The 19,426-nt window shown below is 43.8% G+C and carries 13 protein-coding genes; 11 read left to right on the forward strand and 2 right to left on the reverse strand.

The features are described 5' to 3' along the window. Positions 1–74 precede the first annotated feature (74 nt). The 8 genes from B0E43_RS26745 to B0E43_RS26780 all read left to right on the forward strand — a co-directional run bounded on the left by B0E43_RS26745 (position 75) and on the right by B0E43_RS26780 (position 9,597). Positions 75–2,486, forward strand: a complete 2,412-nt coding sequence (locus B0E43_RS26745) for a TonB-dependent receptor domain-containing protein (protein WP_077347498.1) — start codon at positions 75–77, stop codon at positions 2,484–2,486. A 124-nt stretch (positions 2,487–2,610) separates the two neighbouring features. Then, positions 2,611–2,832, forward strand: a complete 222-nt coding sequence (locus B0E43_RS26750; protein ID WP_077347500.1) for a FeoA family protein — start codon at positions 2,611–2,613, stop codon at positions 2,830–2,832. Between the two features lie 4 nt (positions 2,833–2,836). Further along, positions 2,837–4,969: a ferrous iron transport protein B gene (feoB, locus tag B0E43_RS26755; protein WP_077347502.1), complete on the forward strand. Its 2,133-nt coding sequence runs from the start codon at positions 2,837–2,839 to the stop codon at positions 4,967–4,969. Between the two features lie 168 nt (positions 4,970–5,137). Next, on the forward strand, positions 5,138–6,613 hold the full coding sequence (locus B0E43_RS26760) for a lipopolysaccharide biosynthesis protein (RefSeq protein ID WP_077347504.1): 1,476 nt from the start codon (positions 5,138–5,140) through the stop codon (positions 6,611–6,613). A 441-nt stretch (positions 6,614–7,054) separates the two neighbouring features. After that, entirely contained in the window at positions 7,055–7,978 is a 924-nt protein-coding gene (locus tag B0E43_RS26765) for a universal stress protein (RefSeq protein ID WP_077347508.1), read from the forward strand. A 248-nt stretch (positions 7,979–8,226) separates the two neighbouring features. Next, complete coding sequence (locus tag B0E43_RS26770; protein ID WP_077347513.1) at positions 8,227–8,772, forward strand: RNA polymerase sigma factor; 546 nt, start codon at positions 8,227–8,229, stop codon at positions 8,770–8,772. 31 nt (positions 8,773–8,803) lie between these two features. Further along, the gene (locus B0E43_RS26775) at positions 8,804–9,163 is read left to right on the forward strand and encodes a hypothetical protein (protein ID WP_077347515.1); all 360 of its coding nucleotides are present in this window, start codon (positions 8,804–8,806) and stop codon (positions 9,161–9,163) included. A gap of 5 nt (positions 9,164–9,168) precedes the next feature. Further along, positions 9,169–9,597 (forward strand): hypothetical protein, encoded by a 429-nt coding sequence (locus B0E43_RS26780; RefSeq protein WP_077347517.1) that lies wholly within the window; start codon positions 9,169–9,171, stop codon positions 9,595–9,597. 28 nt (positions 9,598–9,625) lie between these two features. Here B0E43_RS26780 and mscL read toward each other — a convergent pair whose 3' ends face one another. Beyond that, positions 9,626–10,048 (reverse strand): large-conductance mechanosensitive channel protein MscL, encoded by a 423-nt coding sequence (mscL, locus tag B0E43_RS26785; protein WP_077347519.1) that lies wholly within the window; start codon positions 10,046–10,048, stop codon positions 9,626–9,628. 166 nt (positions 10,049–10,214) lie between these two features. Between mscL and B0E43_RS26790 the strand changes: the two genes are divergently transcribed. The 3 genes from B0E43_RS26790 (at position 10,215) to pfkA (ending at position 13,797) form a co-directional block, all read left to right on the forward strand. After that, a complete protein-coding gene (locus B0E43_RS26790; protein WP_077347521.1) occupies positions 10,215–12,257 on the forward strand; it encodes a S9 family peptidase in 2,043 nt (680 codons plus the stop codon). Between the two features lie 179 nt (positions 12,258–12,436). After that, entirely contained in the window at positions 12,437–12,808 is a 372-nt protein-coding gene (locus B0E43_RS26795; protein WP_077347523.1) for a methylglyoxal synthase, read from the forward strand. 2 nt (positions 12,809–12,810) lie between these two features. After that, positions 12,811–13,797 carry a 6-phosphofructokinase gene (gene pfkA, locus B0E43_RS26800; RefSeq protein WP_077347525.1) on the forward strand — a complete coding sequence of 329 codons (987 nt, stop codon included), beginning with the start codon at positions 12,811–12,813 and terminating at the stop codon, positions 13,795–13,797. Positions 13,798–13,912: 115 nt separating this feature from the next. Here pfkA and B0E43_RS26805 read toward each other — a convergent pair whose 3' ends face one another. Next, positions 13,913–19,354, reverse strand: coding sequence for a CHAT domain-containing protein (locus B0E43_RS26805; protein ID WP_077347527.1), 5,442 nt, complete (start codon positions 19,352–19,354; stop codon positions 13,913–13,915). Positions 19,355–19,426 lie beyond the last annotated feature (72 nt).

Raw genomic sequence — 19,426 nt, forward strand, 5'->3', positions numbered from 1 at the left:
GCAATAAACCATTCATCAATTTGTTGCCAAACCAATTCTGGGCTTTGCTTTATATTTGGAAAGAGATTTTGTCTATGAAAAAACATCTATTGCTGGCCTTATTGATTTTTGGATTAGGAGCCCACATTTTAGAGGCCCAACAAATTTTTGTGACCGAATCGGGAAGTCAACAGCCTTTGGGAGGAGTTTTGATTTACTCGGCTGAGCCCGGCAAAAGCGGTGTCACAGATTCTAAAGGTTCCGCTGACATCAGTATTTTCAAAGATCAACCGGAAATCATCATCCAACTACTCGGATTTGAGTCAAAAAATATCTCTTGGGAAAACCTGGTTTCAACTCAATTCAAAATCGAGCTCAGTCCGAGCCAAATCACACTGGATGTCGCTGTGATTGCAGCATCAAGATGGAGACAAAACTCCCAGGATATTCCCGGGAAAGTACGTCACCTGGACGAGGAAAAACTAACCTTGCGCACACCTGCAAATACCGCCGATTGGCTTGGAAGCAGTGGTGAAGTATTTATCCAAAAAAGCCAACTGGGCGGAGGAAGCCCCATGATTCGGGGCTTTTCTGCCAATCGTCTGCTTTACGCAGTTGATGGAGTGAGGATGAATACGGCGATTTTCCGAAGCGGAAACTTACAAAATGTCATTTCCCTTGATCCTTTTGCTATCCAGACCACTGAGATTCTCTTTGGACCTGGATCGGTGATGTATGGCTCGGACGCGATCGGTGGGGTGATGGCTTTTGAGACCCTTTCTCCAAAATCCAATACCGAGAAACTTTCGGGAAATGTACTCGGTCGGTTTGCTTCGGCATATTCTGAGAAAACGTTTCACGGAGATCTTTCCTATGGTTCGGGAAAGTGGTCTTTTCTTAGCAGTGCAAGCTATTTTGATTATGGGGATCTGAAAATGGGAAATAATGGTGGGCCTGACTCCTATATGCGAAACGAATACCAAATCACAGAAAACGGAAGTGACCTAGAAGTCACAAATCCTGATCCTTTGGTGCAGGTTGGAAGCGGATACAATCAGCTCAACCTGATGCAAAAAATTCGCTTTCAGTCAAACCAAAATACCACCTGGGATTATGGGTTTCATTACAGCAAATCCACAGACATTCCCAGGTACGACAGATTGATCGAAAAAAGAGATGGAGCGCTCCGTTTTGCCCGCTGGGATTATGGGCCACAGATTTGGATGATGAACAATATCCGATACACTCACACAGCGGATCGGGGATGGTTTGATCAGGTAAAGGTAATCGCGGCGCATCAGTTCTTTGAGGAAAGCCGAATTGACCGAAGGTTTGGGCAAAACGAAGAATTTGACAGAATCGAAAAAGTCCATGCCATGTCACTGAATGTCGATTTTTTGAAAAATCTGGACGATGAAAATTACTTCACTTACGGGCTGGAAACAGTCTTGAACAAGGTCAATTCTACCGGAATTGTCACCGATATTTCCACCAATCAGATCAGTCCTGCCTCAGCACGCTACCCGGATTCTGATTGGACTTCCATCGCTGCCTATGGAAATTACCATGTCAAAATCAAAGGAAACCTGCAGTTGCAGACTGCTTTGAGGTACAATTACACCAGCCTCGCAGCAGATTTCAGCAACAATCAAGAATCCTTTCCATTGCCTTTTTCAGAATCCACAAATCGATATCACTCACTTACCGGAAATATTGGTCTGATCTTCAAACCCGAGCCTTCTTTCGCAATTTCACCTTTGCTCTCCACAGGATTTCGAGCTCCAAACGTGGATGACATCGGGAAAATATTTGATTCCGAACCCGGAACTGTGATTGTTCCAAATCCAGATCTAAAGCCCGAGTATGCATATAACGCCGAAATCAATTTCAACAAGCATTTTCAAAACCGGGTAAGATTGGACTTCACGGCATTTTACACCCTGCTTGATCAGGCCATGGTTAGACGGCCATTTACACTAAATGGTGAATCAGAAATCATTTATGAGGGAGAACCGAGCCAAGTCCTGGCTTTACAAAATGCTGCTTTCGCCAAAGTCTATGGCATTCAGACCGGGATCGAAGTTGCGCTTTCTAAAAGACTTTTGCTGACTTCCCGATACAATTGGCAAAAAGGAACCGAAGAATTGGATGACGAATCCACCAGCCCGTCCAGACATGCTTCACCGGCATTTGGGCTGACAAGATTGGCCTATCAATCCAAGCGACTAAAACTCGAATTCACCTCCCAATACAGCACTGAGCGATCTTTTGAAGAAATGCCTGAAGAAGAACGGGGAAAGCCAGCTATCTATGCGATGGATGAAAACGGAAACCCATACTCCCCTTCCTGGGCTATTTTCAATTTTAATTCCACTTTTGAAATTTTTCCTGAATTGAATTTGTCTGCAGGAGTCGAAAACATCGGAGACAAACGGTACAGACCCTACAGTTCGGGAATTGTTGCCAGCGGCAGAAACTTTACTTTGGGTTTGAGCGCTAGCTTTTGATAGCCTTAAAATTGATCAGATCCTTAATGTCCGGTAGCTGGAAAACCATGATAAAAATCTTATCTATTTTTCATTAGATTCATTCCAAATAGTGCTATTTTTGCCGCTAGGAGATTATAGACCCATGACAGCTGACACCCTTCCATTAAATACATCAGGAAAAATCCTTGAAATATTGCCCTCTCCGCTTAAAATCAACCTGATGGAACTGGGTTTTCTCCCAGGCAAAAGAATCACTCTGCAGCATCTAGCCCCATCCGGAGGTCCGATGGCCTTTTTGATGGAGGAAACTCTCCTTGCACTTCGAAAGTCCGAGGCTGCCCTGATCCGAGTAGAACAGATTTAATTTCATGGCCGAAACTACTCTTTCCCATAAAACGCTTACCACCCGGATTGCCCTCGTCGGGAATCCAAATGTTGGCAAATCGACTATTTTCAATTACCTCACCGGCCTCAATCAAAAGATCGGAAATTACCCGGGGGTCACAGTGGATAAAAAAACCGGGTCGGTACAGATCAACGGAGAAACTTTTGAAATCCTGGATCTTCCGGGTACCTACAGCCTTTTCCCAAATTCCGAGGACGAAATCATTGCGCATCGGGTACTCAACCATACCAAAATAGAAGCCCGACCGGATTATGTGCTGATGATCATTGATCAGTCCCAGCTTTCCAGAGGTCTTTTTTTGGCGACTCAACTGATTGATCTTGGTGTCAATCTGGCGGTGATTTTGAATATGGCTGATCTGGCCCAAAAGAAAAACATCGAAATCAAAACTTATGAGCTTTTCAAATCCTTGGGAGTTCCTGTTCTTTCGACCGATGCAAGAAACCAAAAGGGTCTGGATGAAGTCAAAAATCTGATCAGCCAAAGAAATTTCTGCAAGGCTCCGGGATTTATCGATATCCAGCAGGTCGTGCCGGTGGAATTGCTCAATCAGGTTCAGGAAAAATTTGAACTTGAAAATTCCTATCAAGCCTATCAACTGATCCGCTTTGGAACCAAAGACAGGGCAATTCCTTCAAGCGATCGGGCTTGGCTCGAAAATCTAACTAAAGCATCAAATTTTGACCTCGAAGAAGCACAGCTAGAGGAAACCAAGATTCGGTACAAGAAGATCACAGAGATTGTAACCAGAGCTCTAACCAGGAAATCCGAACCCAAACCAAAGTCAAATCTGGATAAGGTCTTCCTACATCCTATACTTGGATATGCAATCTTTGTGGGAATTCTATTGCTGATTTTCCAAACGATTTTCACTTGGGCTTCCTACCCGATGGATTTGATAGATGGTCTATTTGCAGATATCAGCGGCCGAATTTCTGGCGCACTTCCAGACGGTCCGCTTACGCGGCTTTTGGCGGAGGGCGTCATTCCCGGAATCGGCGGGGTGGTAATCTTCATCCCCCAGATTGCGCTGCTTTTTGGCTTTTTGGCGATCTTGGAAGATACGGGCTACATGTCCAGAGTGGTATTTTTGATGGACCGCTGGATGAGGCCTTTTGGTCTTCATGGCAAAAGCATCGTTCCCTTGGTATCTGGTGTAGCATGCGCTATCCCTGGAGTCATGGCTGCCAGGAATATTTCCAACTGGAAAGAAAAAATGATCACCATTCTGGTCACTCCGCTGATGAGTTGCTCAGCCAGATTGCCTGTTTATATTATTTTGATTGGCCTTACCGTACCGGATGAGACGGTTTTAGGCTTTGTAAACCTTCAGGCTTTGGCCCTTCTCGGATTGTACCTTTTGGGTATTATCGGAGTGTTGGGAACAGCTTTTCTTTTAAAGTTAATTCTGAAAACAGCGGAAAAGAGTTTCCTGCTTTCCGAACTTCCTCCCTATAGAATCCCAAGGTGGAGTGATGTCGGAATCACCATGTTTGAAAAGTCCAAAACTTTCGTAATGGAAGCAGGAAAGGTCATTTTGGCAATTTCCATAGTGCTTTGGGTTTTGGCATCCTATGGCCCGCCGTCTAGAATGGATCAGATCCGGCTTGAAGGTGAAGCCCGACTTGAGAATGTGACCGATGAAGCTCAAATCGCCGAAATCGAAGCAGAAACGAATTCGCATTTGTTGGAAAATTCCTTCATCGGAATCATGGGCAGGGCAATTGAGCCTGCCATCAAACCTCTGGGCTATGACTGGAAAATAGGTATTGCCCTGATCACTTCCTTTGCTGCTCGTGAGGTTTTCGTATCCACCATGGCCACGATCTACAGCATCGGAGGCGACTTGGAAGATGAGCTGACTATCCGTGAAAAATTGGATCAGCAAATCAACGCCAACACAGGTGAAAAAACGTTTAACAGAGCAACGGCATTCTCGTTGATGGTTTTCTATGCTTTTGCAATGCAGTGTATGAGTACGGTTGCTGTTGTCAAAAGAGAAACCAAAGGCTGGAAATGGCCCATTATCCAGACGGTTTATATGAGCGTGCTGGCCTATGTGAGTGCGCTGATTACCTATCAAATCCTATCCTGATCATGTGGCAAGAAATCGGAGTCGGTCTTTTAGTCTTAGGTGCTTTGGTTTATTTGGGGAAAAAGTATTTACTCAAACCCAAAACCCAAGCTGGTTGCGATAAATGCGCAAAGCCCTAATAATTGTGGGAATTCTAAGGAATTCCCCTTTTTTTTCTACTTTTCGCCAATGAGTAAAATCGCCCAACAAAGTATCCAAACCACTATTTTTTCTTACATCGGTGTGGTATTGGGCTATATCAATGTCCTGTGGTTGTATCCTTATGCTTTGGATGCTACCGAGCTGGGCACCTTTCGAACGATTCAGGACTTGGGACTTCTTTTTGTCCCATTTGCCCAGTTGGGAGTCGGTCATGGCATTACCCGGTTTTTCCCAAAACTGGAAAAAAATCAATCGGCATTCCTTTCCTACAGTCTTGCATTTTCCCTCTTGGGGTTTGTTGCAGTTAGCCTGATTTTCTTTGGACTCAAAGACCAAATTATCGGTTTATTCGCCAACAATTCACCGGAAGTGATCAACTTCCTGGGAGTGGTTTTGTTGATTACCCTTTTCGCTCTGCTTAGCAGCGTGCTCGATGCCTACAGCAGGTCATATCTGAAAGTCGCCATTCCGACCTTTTTCAGGGAGGTTTTTCTCAGACTTCTGACTTCGGTTTTGGTTGGCATCTACTTGCTGGACTGGATCGGTTTTGATGAAGTCATGCAGGGCCTTGTGGCGGTTTATGGATTTGCCTTGTTTGGGGTGTTGGTTTATCTGATTTGGTTGGGAAAAGTAGAGTTGGATTTCAGTTGGAAAAGTTTCCCCAAGGGATTCAGAAGCTCATTTATCCGTTTTAGCCTGATCACATTTTTGGCCACCGCAGCCTCTACTCTGATCATGAAAATCGACAGTATCATGGTCAGTTCCATGGTCAGTCTTGAGGCAAATGCCATTTATTCAATTGCCTTTTACATGGCTTTGGTCGTAGAGTTGCCCAGAAGGGCTATTTCTCAGGTTGCGATGCCTGTGATTGCAGATCATTTTGCAAAAAACCAGATTGAGGAAATCAACAAACTTTACCGTCAGATTTCCAACCGGCAACTCTATATCTGCCTGCTGCTTTTTGCCCTGATCTGGTCCAATATTGACAGCATCTATCACTTTGTCCCAAACCGGGAAATCTATCAGGCCGGAAAATGGGTGGTTTTTTACATTGCTCTGGGCAAAATATTTGACGTCGCCTTCTCTGTCAACAGTGAGATTTTGGTCTTTTCCAGATACTACAGGTTCAATCTGGTGCTGACTATAGCCATGAGCATTCTGATCATCGTGGTGAATTACTGGCTGATTCCGATTTTTGGAATCGAAGGTGCTGCGATTGGTTCAGCCGGGGTAATGCTGGCTTTTAATCTGGTTAAATATGGCTATCTGAAATACAGACTTCAGGTAGATCCATTCAGCCTTGAAACTTTAAAAATACTTTTGGTTGGATTTACGGCCTTTTTGGGAATGTTTTTCAATCCGGAATCACTTACTCCGATACTTTTGATCGTGATTAAATCTATGCTTGTTTTGGGATTGTTCCTAATGATGTCAAGGCTGGTCGGAGTCGGAAAAGACGAAAGGAACTGGATAAAAAGTAAACTAAAAAAGTCCGGGCCTTAGAGTGTTACAAACCTCCGTACTGACAAGATTTGAGCTGCCTTGAAACCGCAAACTTCCACTGTTATCCTGCGTTTTGTGCGAGGTCCTGTCCCGATTTGCATCGAAACAGGATGAGGCCTGTTTTTGGAGAGGGCTTCACCCATAATTGTAATTAAATTGTGAAGTTTGAACAAGTCGGCGGCCCGGACTCCACAAATATACGGGATCAGAACTGTAGAGTTTGGCATATTCCCACAGAAATAACTCAAAGAAGAAACAGAAAAAAGTCCATTCTGAAGCCTTTTGGATTTTACCCAAATTTTATTTCCCTTAAAATCATCATATCCCTGGAGAAAATGAGGATTTCATCCATTCATTCAAAAAATTCAGAATTTTATTTTGCGATTTTCTGGATAGATTACTGGTCTTCAAATAACTTTGCACCGCAAACCCACGGTTACCATGTACTTGATTAAGAAATTGATTGTTTGTCTCGATCAGACTCCTTTGGATCAAACGCTGATAGAGCATGCAGCCTTTATAGCCAAGGTCAATCAAACGAAGAAAATCTACTTTTCCAATGTCATAAAGAACCTTTCCATTCCAAAAGAAGTCCTGGAGGAATTTCCAAATTTGATCGAAAACATGATCAATGAAAGGAAAGAAGCCATGGAAAAATTGGTCAACGAACATTTCCCTGAAATCAAAGGTCTAGCCATCAGTTATGTAGTCAAGGAAGGAAATCTTTCTAAGAAAATCCTGAAGCTGGCAGAGGAAAAATCAGCAGATATGATCCTGATTGGCCGTAAGGTAGATTTACCAGGTACAGGTGTTGCCTCCCAAAGACTTGCAAGAAGAGCCAGTTGTTCTCTTTTGATCGTACCAGAAGGATCCAAGCCAAGAATCACAAAGCTCCTTGTCCCAAGTGATTTTTCTGATTATTCCAAAGACGCCCTAGAAGAAGCCATCATGATAGCAGCAAAGCACGGTGGTAAAGCCGAAATCGTCTGCCAGAATGTCTTTACCGTTCCCTCGGGTTACCATTTTACAGGTAAAAGCTATGAGGAATTCACCGAAATTATGAAGATGCACGCAGAGATCGATTACCGGAAATTCATCCGGAAAATCGACACCAAAGGCATCAAAATCACCCCGATTTACACCAAAGATGATGACGACGATCCTGTTCAGGAGATTGTTTCCAAAGCAATGGAAATAGATGCTGATGCAATCATTATCGGAGTAAAAGGGCGAACAGCAGCCACCGCGCTCTTTATCGGCAGTATGGCTGAGCGCCTGATCCAATTCAACGACAGTCTGCCTCTGCTGGTAACAAGGCCAAAAGGTAAGAATGCCGGGATTTTGGATTACATTTTGGAGATTTGATTTCAGCAGGAATAGGGAAAGAGTCAGTAAAACTGGCTCTTTTTGGTTTAACCCGGACTATGCATTAGAATTCGTAACGAGGCCTCAAAACGCAAGAAAATCAGTCACTTTGGATCCCGATGGCTATCGGGAGAAAAGTGAAGCGCAGCGGCTGATTTTGAAGCGGTTTGAGGCAGCAGTAGATTTTCTAATGCATATTTCGGGTTTCATTAAACCCTATTTCTCCAAGTCAGTCTAAAGACCCGAGAATGAAACAAACCGACCAACAAATTCTGGAGCAGATCAAATCTCCCTTTACCAGGGAAATTGGCTTCAGGCAGTTGATCGAAGCCTACCAGCGAAAAATCTATCACGTCATTCGCAGAATGGTCATCATCCATGAAGACGCCGATGATCTCACCCAAAACACCTTCATCAAAGCCTATCGTAACATCGATAAATTTGAGGGAAATGCGGCCATTTTCACCTGGCTGTACCGGATAGCAACCAATGAAGCCCTGAGTTTTCTTGAAAAAAAGAAGAAACGATTTTTCTTTTCTATCGATGACCATCAGGAAAAAATGGAATCCTATCTCGATCAGCCCGGAAATCTCAACGGCGATGAAATTCAAATCCGACTTCAAAAAGCCCTTTTAAAACTGCCTGAAAAGCAAAGATTGGTCTTTCATTTGAAATATCAGGAAGAGTTGACCTATGAACAAATGTCAGAAATCACCGGTACAAGTGTGGGGGCATTGAAGGCCAGCTACCATCACGCTGTCAAAAAAATAGAACAATCTGTACTGTCCGAATAAACTTAACCTATTCACCCAAGTCTAACTTACGATGAACCACTTTCCAAAACTGAAAGATTTCCAATCGCCGGAAGGCTATTTTGACCGATTGCCTGACCAAATCATTGAAAAGGCAATGGCTCGGAAATCTTATTCATGGACCAAATATGCAGCTGCCGCAGTATTCCTGCTTGGTTTGGGTTTATCCTGGCAGCTGGGGCTATTTGTACCAGATCCACAGCCACTTACAATAGAAGAAGAAGCTAATCTATATATTGAAAGCCAAGTCTGGACCGCTGAAGACATCCTGAGTTTGTCAGAGGACCCAAATGCCCTATTGGACCAAATAATTGAAGAGGAAATGCCCGCATCCGAAGAGTTGTGGGCAGAAGATGAACTAAACTGGTTTTAAGAACTATGAAAAAAACATATCTAATCGCATTGATCATGTTCCTGAGTTTAAGCTCAGTCGCTTTGGCACAAAGACCGCCTGTAGATCAGGAAAAACTTCAAGCTGCAAGAATTGCCTTTATCACCACCCGGATCGACTTGAAACCCGAGCAGGCTGAAAAATTTTGGCCGATTTTCAACGAATACAACGACGATCGGGAAGCGACGATGAAGCAGATTTCTCAATTGGGAAAAGACCTGGAAACTATCAGCGAAGAAGAAGCCAAAACACGGATCCAAAAGCGGTTCCAGCTACAAAGTGAATTATTGAAAGAAGAACAGACATTTGTAAACGATGCATCAAAGGTTTTGTCTTCCAAACAGATCCTGATGCTTAACAATATAGCCCGGGATTTTAACCGGCACCTCTATCAAAGAGGAAGAGATGATAAATAAAAAAAATGGCCCTGACGGGCCATTTTTTTTATTGTTTTTTGAGCAAATCTCTGATTTCCTCCAGAAGCTTTTCTGAAGGGGTTGGCTCTGGTGGTGCCGCAGGTGCAGGGGCTTCCTCTTTTTTCTTGTTCATTTGATTGATTCCCTTGATTGCCAGGAAGATCACAAAAGCAATGATGGCAAAATCAACAATGTTTTGAATAAACATGCCATAATTCAGCGTTACTGCTGCCACAGTTTCTCCCAGCTCATTGGTGGTCTCTTCTTTCAGAATCAGTTTCAAAGCTTTGAAATCCACTCCACCGATCAAAAGCCCAATTGGAGGCATGACTACATCGTTGACAAAAGAAGAAACAATCTTACCAAAAGCTCCGCCGATGATCACACCGACTGCAAGGTCTATTACATTGCCTTTGACGGCAAACTCTTTAAACTCTTTCAATAATCCCATAAAGTTTCAGGTTGGTTGAAGTATAGATCAATATTCTGAAAATTACGCTTTTGTGCAACTCTCTTTTTGGAAATCATTCCCTTTTAGAAGGAAAAACCAAAACTATCCTAAATCTTTGAACCAAGGACCTCTATTTTTCATTAACCTTGCAACAAAATTCAGCGGAATGAAAGCCCCAATTGCCCCTCAAAAAGCCCAACTTTTAGAAATTCACGGCCACGAGCGCATCGACAACTATTACTGGATGAACGACCGGGAAAACCCTGAAGTCATCGCATACCTCGAAGCTGAAAACGCCTACCTCAAAGAGGTGATGAAACCGACTGAAGAGTTTCAAAAATCGCTTTTTGAAGAAATGAAAGGGCGGATCAAGGAGGATGACCAGACCGTCCCCTATTTCAAGTCCGGTTATTTCTGGTACGTCCGATATGAGAAAGGTGGAGAATATCCAATCTATTGCAGGAAAAAAGAGTCCAAAGACGGTCCGGAAGAAATAATTCTCGATGTTAACCAGCTTGCTGAAGGAAAATCCTACTACCAAGTCGGAGGCACTTCCACAACTCCGGATCAAAAGATTCTGGCCTTCGCTTCTGATGAGGTGGGAAGGAGGATTTATACCATTTGGTTTAAAAATCTGGAAACCGGAGAGATCTATTCTGAATTCATCCCGGAAATCACCGGAAATCTCGTTTGGGCAGCTGATAACCAAACTCTTTTTTACTCCAAACAAGATCCGGAAACACTCCGCTCCTATCGGATTTACAAACACAAACTTGGAACGGATGTCTCAGCCGATGAATTGATTTTTGAGGAAACCGATGAGGAGTTTTCCTGCATGGTTCACAAGTCCAAAACTGAAGAATACCTCTTTATCCACTCCGAAAGCACGATTTCTTCGGAAATGAGATTTCTGAAATCGGACCAACCAACTGGTGAATTTCAGATCCTTCAAGAAAGAATCCCCTTCTTGGAATACGCGGCTGATCATTTTGGAGAATTCTTCTGGATCCGAACAAATGAGAATGCCCAGAATTTCAAATTGGTCAAAACTCCTGTTTCGGCTCCGAAAAAAGAAAACTGGACAGATGTTATCGAACATCGGCCTGAGGTACTGCTGGAGGATTTTGACCTTTTCTCCAGATATCTGGTCACCCAAGAACGGATAAACGGATTGACCAAGATCCAGATCAAACCTTGGGAAGGAGAAAGTTTTACCCTTAAGTTCGATGACGAGACTTATACTGCCTGGATCAGCACCAATCCTGAATTTGACACGGATATCCTCCGTTTTGGCTATAATTCTCTGGTGACGCCTAGCTCAGTTTTTGACTTTGATCTGATTTCTGGAGAAAAAACTTTACTCAAACAACAGGAAGTAATAGGAGGATATGATCATTCACTATACCATTCTGAGCGGATTTGGGCTACTTCCGCTGATGGTACACAAGTCCCGATTTCGCTGGTGTACAAAAAATCACTTTTCGCCAAAAATGGTCAATGCCCACTCCTGCTATACTCCTACGGGTCTTATGGGTACAGCATGGATGCTTACTTTTCAAGTAATCGATTGAGTCTTTTGGATCGCGGATTTGCTTTTGCCATCGCCCATATTCGAGGTGGAGAGGATTTGGGAAGGCATTGGTATGAGCAGGGAAAGATGCTGAACAAGCGAAATACCTTTACGGATTTCATTACCTGTGCTGAGCATTTGATTGCAGAAAAATATACCTCCCCTGCGCATCTGTATGCCATGGGAGGAAGTGCGGGAGGTTTGCTTGTCGGCGCAGTAATCAATATGAGACCTGAGCTTTTCAATGGTGCGATTGCCAATGTTCCTTTCGTAGACGTGGTGACCACCATGTTGGATGAAAGTATTCCATTGACAACAGGGGAATTTCAAGAATGGGGAAATCCTAAAGACTTGGAATACTACGACTACATGCTATCCTATTCTCCTTATGACAATGTGGAGGCCAAAGTTTACCCAAACCTGCTCGTTACCTCTGGTTTGCATGATTCGCAGGTCCAATATTGGGAACCCACCAAGTGGGTGGCCAAGTTGCGGGAAATGAAAACAGACCAGAACTTATTGTTGCTTGATACAAATATGGATGCCGGGCACGGAGGAGCTTCAGGGCGTTTTAATGCGCTCAAAGAACTGGCGCTGGAATATGCCTTTTTGCTGATGCTTGAAGAGAAAAGAGCATAGAACTCATTTTCCAGTATCTAAATTACAAATTCAAGCTATGGAGGGTAAGCCGACCGTATTTTGAAAAAGGAACCATTTGACTATCAATCTGATTTACATATAGCAGTCATAAAAAATAAGTCAAAGAAGGGAAATGCGAATTTTTCCTAACTTTGACTCAAACCTATTAGCACCTATTCATGAAAATCGCCCTTATCGCCCATGATGGCAAAAAAGCCGACATGGTACATTTTTTAAGCGGATTCCGGGATGCCCTTCACCGAGTAGACATTGATTTGGTAGCTACCGGAACCACTGGTTCTCATATCGAAAGAGCCGGATTTCAAGTAGAAAGACTACTTTCTGGACCATTGGGCGGTGATGCCCAGATTGCAGCAATGGCCGCAGAAAAAAAACTGGCCGCAGTAATCTTCTTTCGTGATCCTCTAGACAAACATCCACATGAGCCGGATGTTCAGATGCTGATGAGAATATGTGATGTCCACAATATTCCCTTGGCTACCAACCCTGCATCTGCAGCCCTCATGTTCAAAGCTTTAACACAATCCTAATAATGGAAGCTAAAACCATAAAAAAAATCGGTGTACTCACCTCTGGTGGGGACGCACCGGGAATGAACGCAGCAATTCGTGCTGCAGTCAGAGCCGGTTTTTACTATAACCTCGAGATGTACGGGATCTATCGCGGATACGAGGGAATGATTCAAAATGACATCAAAAAGCTCGATTCCAAATACATCACCCACGTATTGGAGCGCGGCGGAACATTTCTAAAGTCGGCCCGAAGTGATGAATTTCGAACCCCTGAAGGAAGGAAAAAAGCCTATGAAAACCTGAAAAACCATGGCATCGATGCCTTGATCGTCATCGGTGGAGATGGATCACTGACAGGAGCCCACCTGTTTTTCCAGGAATATGGAATTCCTGCCATCGGACTTCCCGGCACGATTGACAATGACCTTTCCGGAACTGATTCTACGATCGGGTTTGATACCGCTTGCAATACTGCAATTGAAGCCATTGACAAAATCCGTGACACGGCCACTTCCCATGACAGGTTGTTCTTTGTGGAAGTAATGGGTCGTGATGCTGGATTTATTGCGGTCAATGCTGGAATCGGGAGTGCTGCGGCAGCCATTTTGATACCGGAAAATAAAACTCCGATTGAGACTTTGGTGGAAAAGCTCAAAACGCGATCCAAGGCAATGAAAACCTCCAACATCGTAATTGTGGCAGAAGGCGGAAAAAGCGGATCCGCACAGGAGATTGCAGATAAAGTAAAAAAATTCCTCCCCTATTACGACATCAAAGTCACCATTCTCGGACACTTACAGCGGGGTGGTGCACCCACAGCTTTTGACAGGCTTTTGGCTTCCAAGTTGGGAGTGGCTGCTGTCGAAGGGCTCCTACAGGGAAAATATGACGTGATGGCCGGCATGATCAACAATAAAGTAGTCTTCACCCCAATTGTCAAAGCTATTGTAGATGACAAACATGTGGATGATGAGGATTTGAGAGTTGCGAATATTCTTTCCACCTAAAATTGGAAAAGGCCCTCAAACTAAATTGAGGGCCTTTTTTTTGGCATTTTCATAGACTATTTTTTTTCCGGCAAGATTGAGGAAATTCAACTTCAAGATTTTCCCCAAATACCATTCACTTTTTTGCCTCAAGTTCCTGTTTGAGTTTTTGAAGTTTGGTTGACAAAGAGGCTAGTTCCGTTGACTTTGCAATTCCCATCATCAGAATTAGCAAGTTAAGGTGCTCTATTTCGGCCATTTTATCCGAAGCACTTCCTGCATTTTTCCACACGTTCTCATAGGAAGTCTTTAAATTTTTCCAGGCCTTTTCTGCTGGCATTTCATCCAATAAAATTTTAGAAAGCAAAATATTGGAATCAGTCACCAAGTCCCAAAACTCTTTCTTTTCCTCGGGTATGGATTTAAGGTGTTTTTCCAACTCTCCCAAAACTAATGAACCTGTTTTATCAGACCAATCCAATGATTTTTTTGTAGCCAGTTCATAGATTCTACCCAATTGGATAGCATTGTTTACTGGATAGGCTTTTTTGAAACCGGTTTTTTTGGCTGCCATAACATAGGCCTCGGCTGAATTTTTCAACGCTTGAAGAATTAACTTCGGCGATTTCGGATCAATGACTGTCAGTTGCCTCTTGAAGGCACTTCCTATCAAACTGTACCGCTCGGAAGTTTCCCCGATTTTATTCAGAAATCCCAGTTGCGCTATTGCCAAGTCTATTGATTTCAGGGCTTCTTCTCGTTTGCTTGGTGTTTTTGAAAATTCCTGCACCCAATATTTGCAGGAAATATTACAGTATTGCTCCATTGCACGAACCGAATAGCCGGCATTTTCCAATCCCGACAGCTCCTGATAGAGCTCCATGGCTTTCTGATAGTCACCCAATTTGGCGTGGACATCCGCTCTGTATTCCAAAATTTTGTCACTGGAAAGATTTGCCTGCTTGATTCCTTCTTCGAGTTTCAGAAGTTTTGCCTTGCCGTCTGCGGTACTGATGCTTTTGGACTCCAATTGAAATCCCAGATTATACAAATCAATCTCCACCTCTTCCAGAAGATAAAATCCGACTCCTGCATGGGATGACTGCGACAATCCTTCAATTTTGAAGAAGGGATCCCCGTAGCATTGATAAGCACCCCAGGTATTGCTTCTGGTGCCGTGCACTCTGTAAATCTCCGCTCGGGCAGCTTTGGTAGACTCACCAAATGTATCTCCACAGAAGAGGCATTTGTAAAATTTCTCGCAAAAATCTAAAGCCGCCGCATCATCTACTGCCCATCCTGCCACAATCACCGCCTTCACCCCAATCTCAATCAGTTGGGTTCCGATATTTGCTGCAAGCTTGTTTCGGTTTTGATTGAACTCTTCCGCCTGATTGTCCATTTGGCCCAAATAGCAGCAATTGACAAAGACAAACTCCGGCACTTTGCTCATTTGAGCAATATCACTTGGAGTCAGAAAGTACCCGTTGCCGATCACCATGCCTGAAGGTTTTTGAGGATCGGAATGGAAAACACCATGGCCCGCCAAGTGAATGATTTTATAATTTTGGGTGAAAAGCTTCAGAATAATCTGCGAGGCATTGCTGTTGATCAGCGTCTCGGTTACATATTTTTCGCTTTTTAGTTTTTCGGAAACCAAGGCTGCTTCTTTTTCAGCCCCTTTCAATTGACTCATGAAGCCACGCAACTCAGGATCACCTACGACCAAGGCGCGCTTTTCCTGAACTGAGCTGACATTTTTCCTGAAATTAGTCGTGGCCAACTGCCTCACCATACCCGAATGGATGCACAGCGGCATACCACTAAGATCTTCCTGGAGCATTTCCCAGGGGAAATTGGCCGTCCGCTTGTCCAAAACCCAAGTGATATTATTTTGACGTTTAAGGTTTTCTTTGAATTCAAAAGGAATCAATAATTCAAACATCGTCTTGGCAATTTCCGGCTCATATTGGTTTTTTAAAGTCATCCCTTCGAGCAGACTTTCGATATTTCTCACATTTGTGAGCAGCGGAACTTCATTTTCACTAGCTCCAGTGGTGGCCATAGCCATTTTGATTTTTCTGCCAAATCCGGTTTTGAGTTCATCATCACTTTTTTCCTCAGTTACCTTGATTCGCGTCCACCAGTCGGAAGTATTATCAAATGGAATTCGGGAAAGCCTTCCGATTTTTTGGTTCAAACATAGGTTGGAGATACTAATGTTAAATTCCTTACTCCCATCCTGTTCCAGGTTTTTGACAGTTCTCAAAATACCCAATGCCCGATCACGGAAGAGTTCGATAATTTCGATTTCTTCGATGACTTTTACCTTGTTTTGATAGGCTCGACGGATGTTTCTATTCGCTTCTTGGATGCCCAATAGGATCGATCTGATAGAAGTATCACTGGAAAATCCACCATAGGAAGTGGCCAAGGCAATGATGGAGATACCCAAACGCTCGCTTTTTTCTACTTCTGGCTCTTTGGGTTTTGTTTCCGAAGATTTCCCTTTGGTTTTAGAGCCAATTTCCACTTCACTCGTATCCTTTTGGTCTACTGATTCCTCCTCTTCGTCTCTTACATTTCGGATAGTGAGGTAGCGAGCAATTCCTTTGGAGACGGAAACCATTAACTGAAAAGGCGTCAATTCACCAGGAACTCCCATTCCGATGACCACGGTTCCTTTAAAACTCTTGTTGTCGCAGGTAAGATCCTTGGTCAAAACGATCTGGTGCGTCCCGACTTTATCAGGGTAAAGCCCCAAACTCAGCAACCGAGAAAGTTCATAATTCAAAATGCCATCGATGGCCTTTTCAGAAGTCAAAATGGAGTCGAATTGGAAATGGCCGGCAAGTACCGGATAATCTGCGTGGCTTAAGTCTCCGTGGCTGACTTTGACATGAATTGGAGTTTCGTGCTCTTTTTGCTCTTCCTCTTCACCCAATCCAAGCAGGGTCTTGAGGGTATTTCCTTCACTGATATCAAATACTTCTTCCTCCTTGGCCAAAATCCTCTCCTCCACTCCACGTCCATTTGGCAGGGTGTTTTGCAGCCGTCCGGTAATTCCCTGACTCAAGATATCTTCAATGGCTCCAAAGATTTTCTTTTCGCAGGAAAGTGCTCCATGAGTCACATTGGCGTAATAGAGATGCTTTGCTTCTTTGATTCCCAATGGAATCCCGCTCGACCAAGTCACACTTTCATCGCCTTCATTTGTTTCAAAAAACTCCAACCTTCCGTCCCTGATTTCCAGATCTGTGATGGTTGATTTTTTCTTTCGGCTCTGTCCGGCGATGTAGTAGATATTTTCGTAATTGATTTCTTTCTCTTTTTCTAAAATTTGCTTTTGATAGGCTGCAAAATTTTTGAGGTCCGATTCAGTGGGTATGGGCCAGGATCCATCTCCGGAGGCTTTGCGGAGCTTTTCCCAAAATTTCACATCTGAGAAATCATGTTTGCCTGAGCGATTGATCGGAAGCAGTGCAAGAATGCCGGGGAAATTCACAAAGACATCCATCAGTTGCTTAGGAGAATTGACAATGTCAATTTTCGCCAAAAGCTTGATGATCCCATCTCTTCCAAAAAGCACATAAGGAATCCGGTAAGATCCCCCAAGCGGCGAACCCAGGAAGAGAATTTTGAATCCTGCTCTATTATTGAGCTCCTTGTAAGTTTCAGGATGATACAACATAAAATCCCGGATCAATACGCCACCCATGCTATGGCCGACCATTTTGATGGGTTGGTTATGCTTCATGAGTTCCTCCACTTTTGCCTTGAGGAGATCAGCATTCCCCTTCATATCCAGTCTCCAGTCAAATGGAAAAGCCTGGACATCGTAGGTATTGCTCAAGAAATCCCCCAGCTTCTTGTAGGAGGTCTTGATCAAGGAATCAGCCTCAATTCCATTGGCCGGGCCTGGTAATAAGCTTTTCAAATCACCTCCTAAAAATCGCTTGTAATTGATCCAAAGCATGCCGGCCGGATCCTTGAGGTTGGATCCCATGATTCCCGGCAATAAAATCACAATCGGTTTTTTGCCACTGACTTGAGTTCCGTTGTAGCTTCCGCCTTCCAGTACCAAGCCGCCTCTTTCTTCCCCTCTGAGGAAAGTAATTCCATCCTTTCTCGTTTTCCCGCCAAACTTCTCAGGGTTACCAAGAAGTGCAGTCTGAATCATGTTTCTTACCAGCGGAGTCTTGAAATAGGTGATGTGATCAATTTTTCCTGATTCCTCCAGATAGATAAAAGTGTTGCCTGGTACTCTTTTGGCACCAAAATCCATACTGGAAGTATCTACTACCAAGTCATTTTTCCCACGGAAAAAGAACTTGCCTACCAAAACCACCAAACTCTTGAAAGCCAGACTCAGCTCGCTGCTGCCTGCAATCACGATGAGTTTGGAACTGATCTCCAGCTCTGTTCCCTGGTAATTCAATACTTTAATAAAGGGTGACTTAGGATTCATCGACTCCAGTCCCGGTAGCACCGAGACATCATCTTTGGTCTCGATCGCGGTCATGATCAATTCCTTCATCGTGGTAAAGACCGGATTAGTAATGCTCCCAATCGCCGTACCCAGGAGATTGATGATCACGTTGAGAAATAGGTCCATCCGATCTGAAGCCAGTGTGGTGCCATTGGCAGGACAAGCCACCCGCACCATTCGATTGACAGTAATGGTTTTGGAACCGATCAAATTTGAGATTTCAGCGATGACATTCAGATCTCCCTGGCGCTTATTGTCTTTCAAAACTCCCTTTTCGACATCTCCAAAACCCTGATTAGCTGACGCAAACCTAGCGATCAAATCCCCCACCAAGCCTCCCCGAGAATGAGTCACCAGGTCAAGGGTGATGCCGCTTGGCAGCTGTTTGAAGGCCTCCAATACATTTTCCAAGGGACTGCAGGTCAGCGTTCGGTGTTGGATGGCCAAGATGTTTCCTGGACCATAATGCTTCACCATTTCTTTCCATTCGTCAGTAGCTTTCATTTCTCCGAAAGAACCTACAGTCGAGGATCCTGTGCCGTGGATAAAAAGGAGGCAATTTTTAGAGAGGTCAACCTTAGAAAAATCAGCTTTGGCCAATTCAAAGTTTTCTCCGACACTTAGGATTACCGCAGCACCTTCATTTTCGAAGGACTTTCCTCCAAATTCAAGCGCAGAATTTTCAGCTTTAGTAGCCAGTTTTTTGATTCCAGGATTGATGACCTCCCTTTTTACAAAAACCTTTGCAGCTTTTACCAGGATTTTTTGGACAAGGCCTCGATCTTGCTCATCAGACTCGATGTCTCCGGAGAGATTGATTTCATCTAGGTCTCCACCTCTCTTAAGGTCTTTGGAATAAATCTGCCTGATCGTATCTGCATCACCGAGCCAGAAGGTATTGTCATCAAAATCCAGCTCTAAAATCTCTCCCTCCTTGAGTTCGATGAGCTGCTCGGGGATATCGCTGCGAGTGGCACTTTCTACCGAAAATGTCCTGCTGACTTGATAGTTTCCCAAGGCTTGATCCTCAGCTTGGGAAATTTCTTTTGGCAATTCTTGACCTCTAAGTCTGATTTTGAAGGTTGACATGCAATAAAAGATTTTAAAAAGGATGGAAAAAACTCCTCACCTGACAGCCAATTAAAAGTGGTCTGAACTAAC

Origin of the sequence: Algoriphagus sp. A40 (assembly GCF_002002735.1) — a bacterium.
In the GTDB taxonomy this organism is placed as follows: Bacteria; Bacteroidota; Bacteroidia; order Cytophagales; family Cyclobacteriaceae; genus Algoriphagus.

Bases quoted from the DNA above. Each gene is read 5' to 3' on its own strand.
- B0E43_RS26745 (WP_077347498.1), top strand. From the start codon at position 75: ATGAAAAAACATCTATTGCTGGCCTTATTGATTTTTGGATTAGGAGCC.
- B0E43_RS26750 (WP_077347500.1), top strand. From the start codon at position 2,611: ATGACAGCTGACACCCTTCCATTAAATACATCAGGAAAAATCCTTGAA.
- feoB (WP_077347502.1), top strand. From the start codon at position 2,837: ATGGCCGAAACTACTCTTTCCCATAAAACGCTTACCACCCGGATTGCC.
- B0E43_RS26760 (WP_077347504.1), top strand. From the start codon at position 5,138: ATGAGTAAAATCGCCCAACAAAGTATCCAAACCACTATTTTTTCTTAC.
- B0E43_RS26765 (WP_077347508.1), top strand. From the start codon at position 7,055: ATGTACTTGATTAAGAAATTGATTGTTTGTCTCGATCAGACTCCTTTG.
- B0E43_RS26770 (WP_077347513.1), top strand. From the start codon at position 8,227: ATGAAACAAACCGACCAACAAATTCTGGAGCAGATCAAATCTCCCTTT.
- B0E43_RS26775 (WP_077347515.1), top strand. From the start codon at position 8,804: ATGAACCACTTTCCAAAACTGAAAGATTTCCAATCGCCGGAAGGCTAT.
- B0E43_RS26780 (WP_077347517.1), top strand. From the start codon at position 9,169: ATGAAAAAAACATATCTAATCGCATTGATCATGTTCCTGAGTTTAAGC.
- mscL (WP_077347519.1), bottom strand. From the start codon at position 10,048: ATGGGATTATTGAAAGAGTTTAAAGAGTTTGCCGTCAAAGGCAATGTA.
- B0E43_RS26790 (WP_077347521.1), top strand. From the start codon at position 10,215: ATGAAAGCCCCAATTGCCCCTCAAAAAGCCCAACTTTTAGAAATTCAC.
- B0E43_RS26795 (WP_077347523.1), top strand. From the start codon at position 12,437: ATGAAAATCGCCCTTATCGCCCATGATGGCAAAAAAGCCGACATGGTA.
- pfkA (WP_077347525.1), top strand. From the start codon at position 12,811: ATGGAAGCTAAAACCATAAAAAAAATCGGTGTACTCACCTCTGGTGGG.
- B0E43_RS26805 (WP_077347527.1), bottom strand. From the start codon at position 19,354: ATGTCAACCTTCAAAATCAGACTTAGAGGTCAAGAATTGCCAAAAGAA.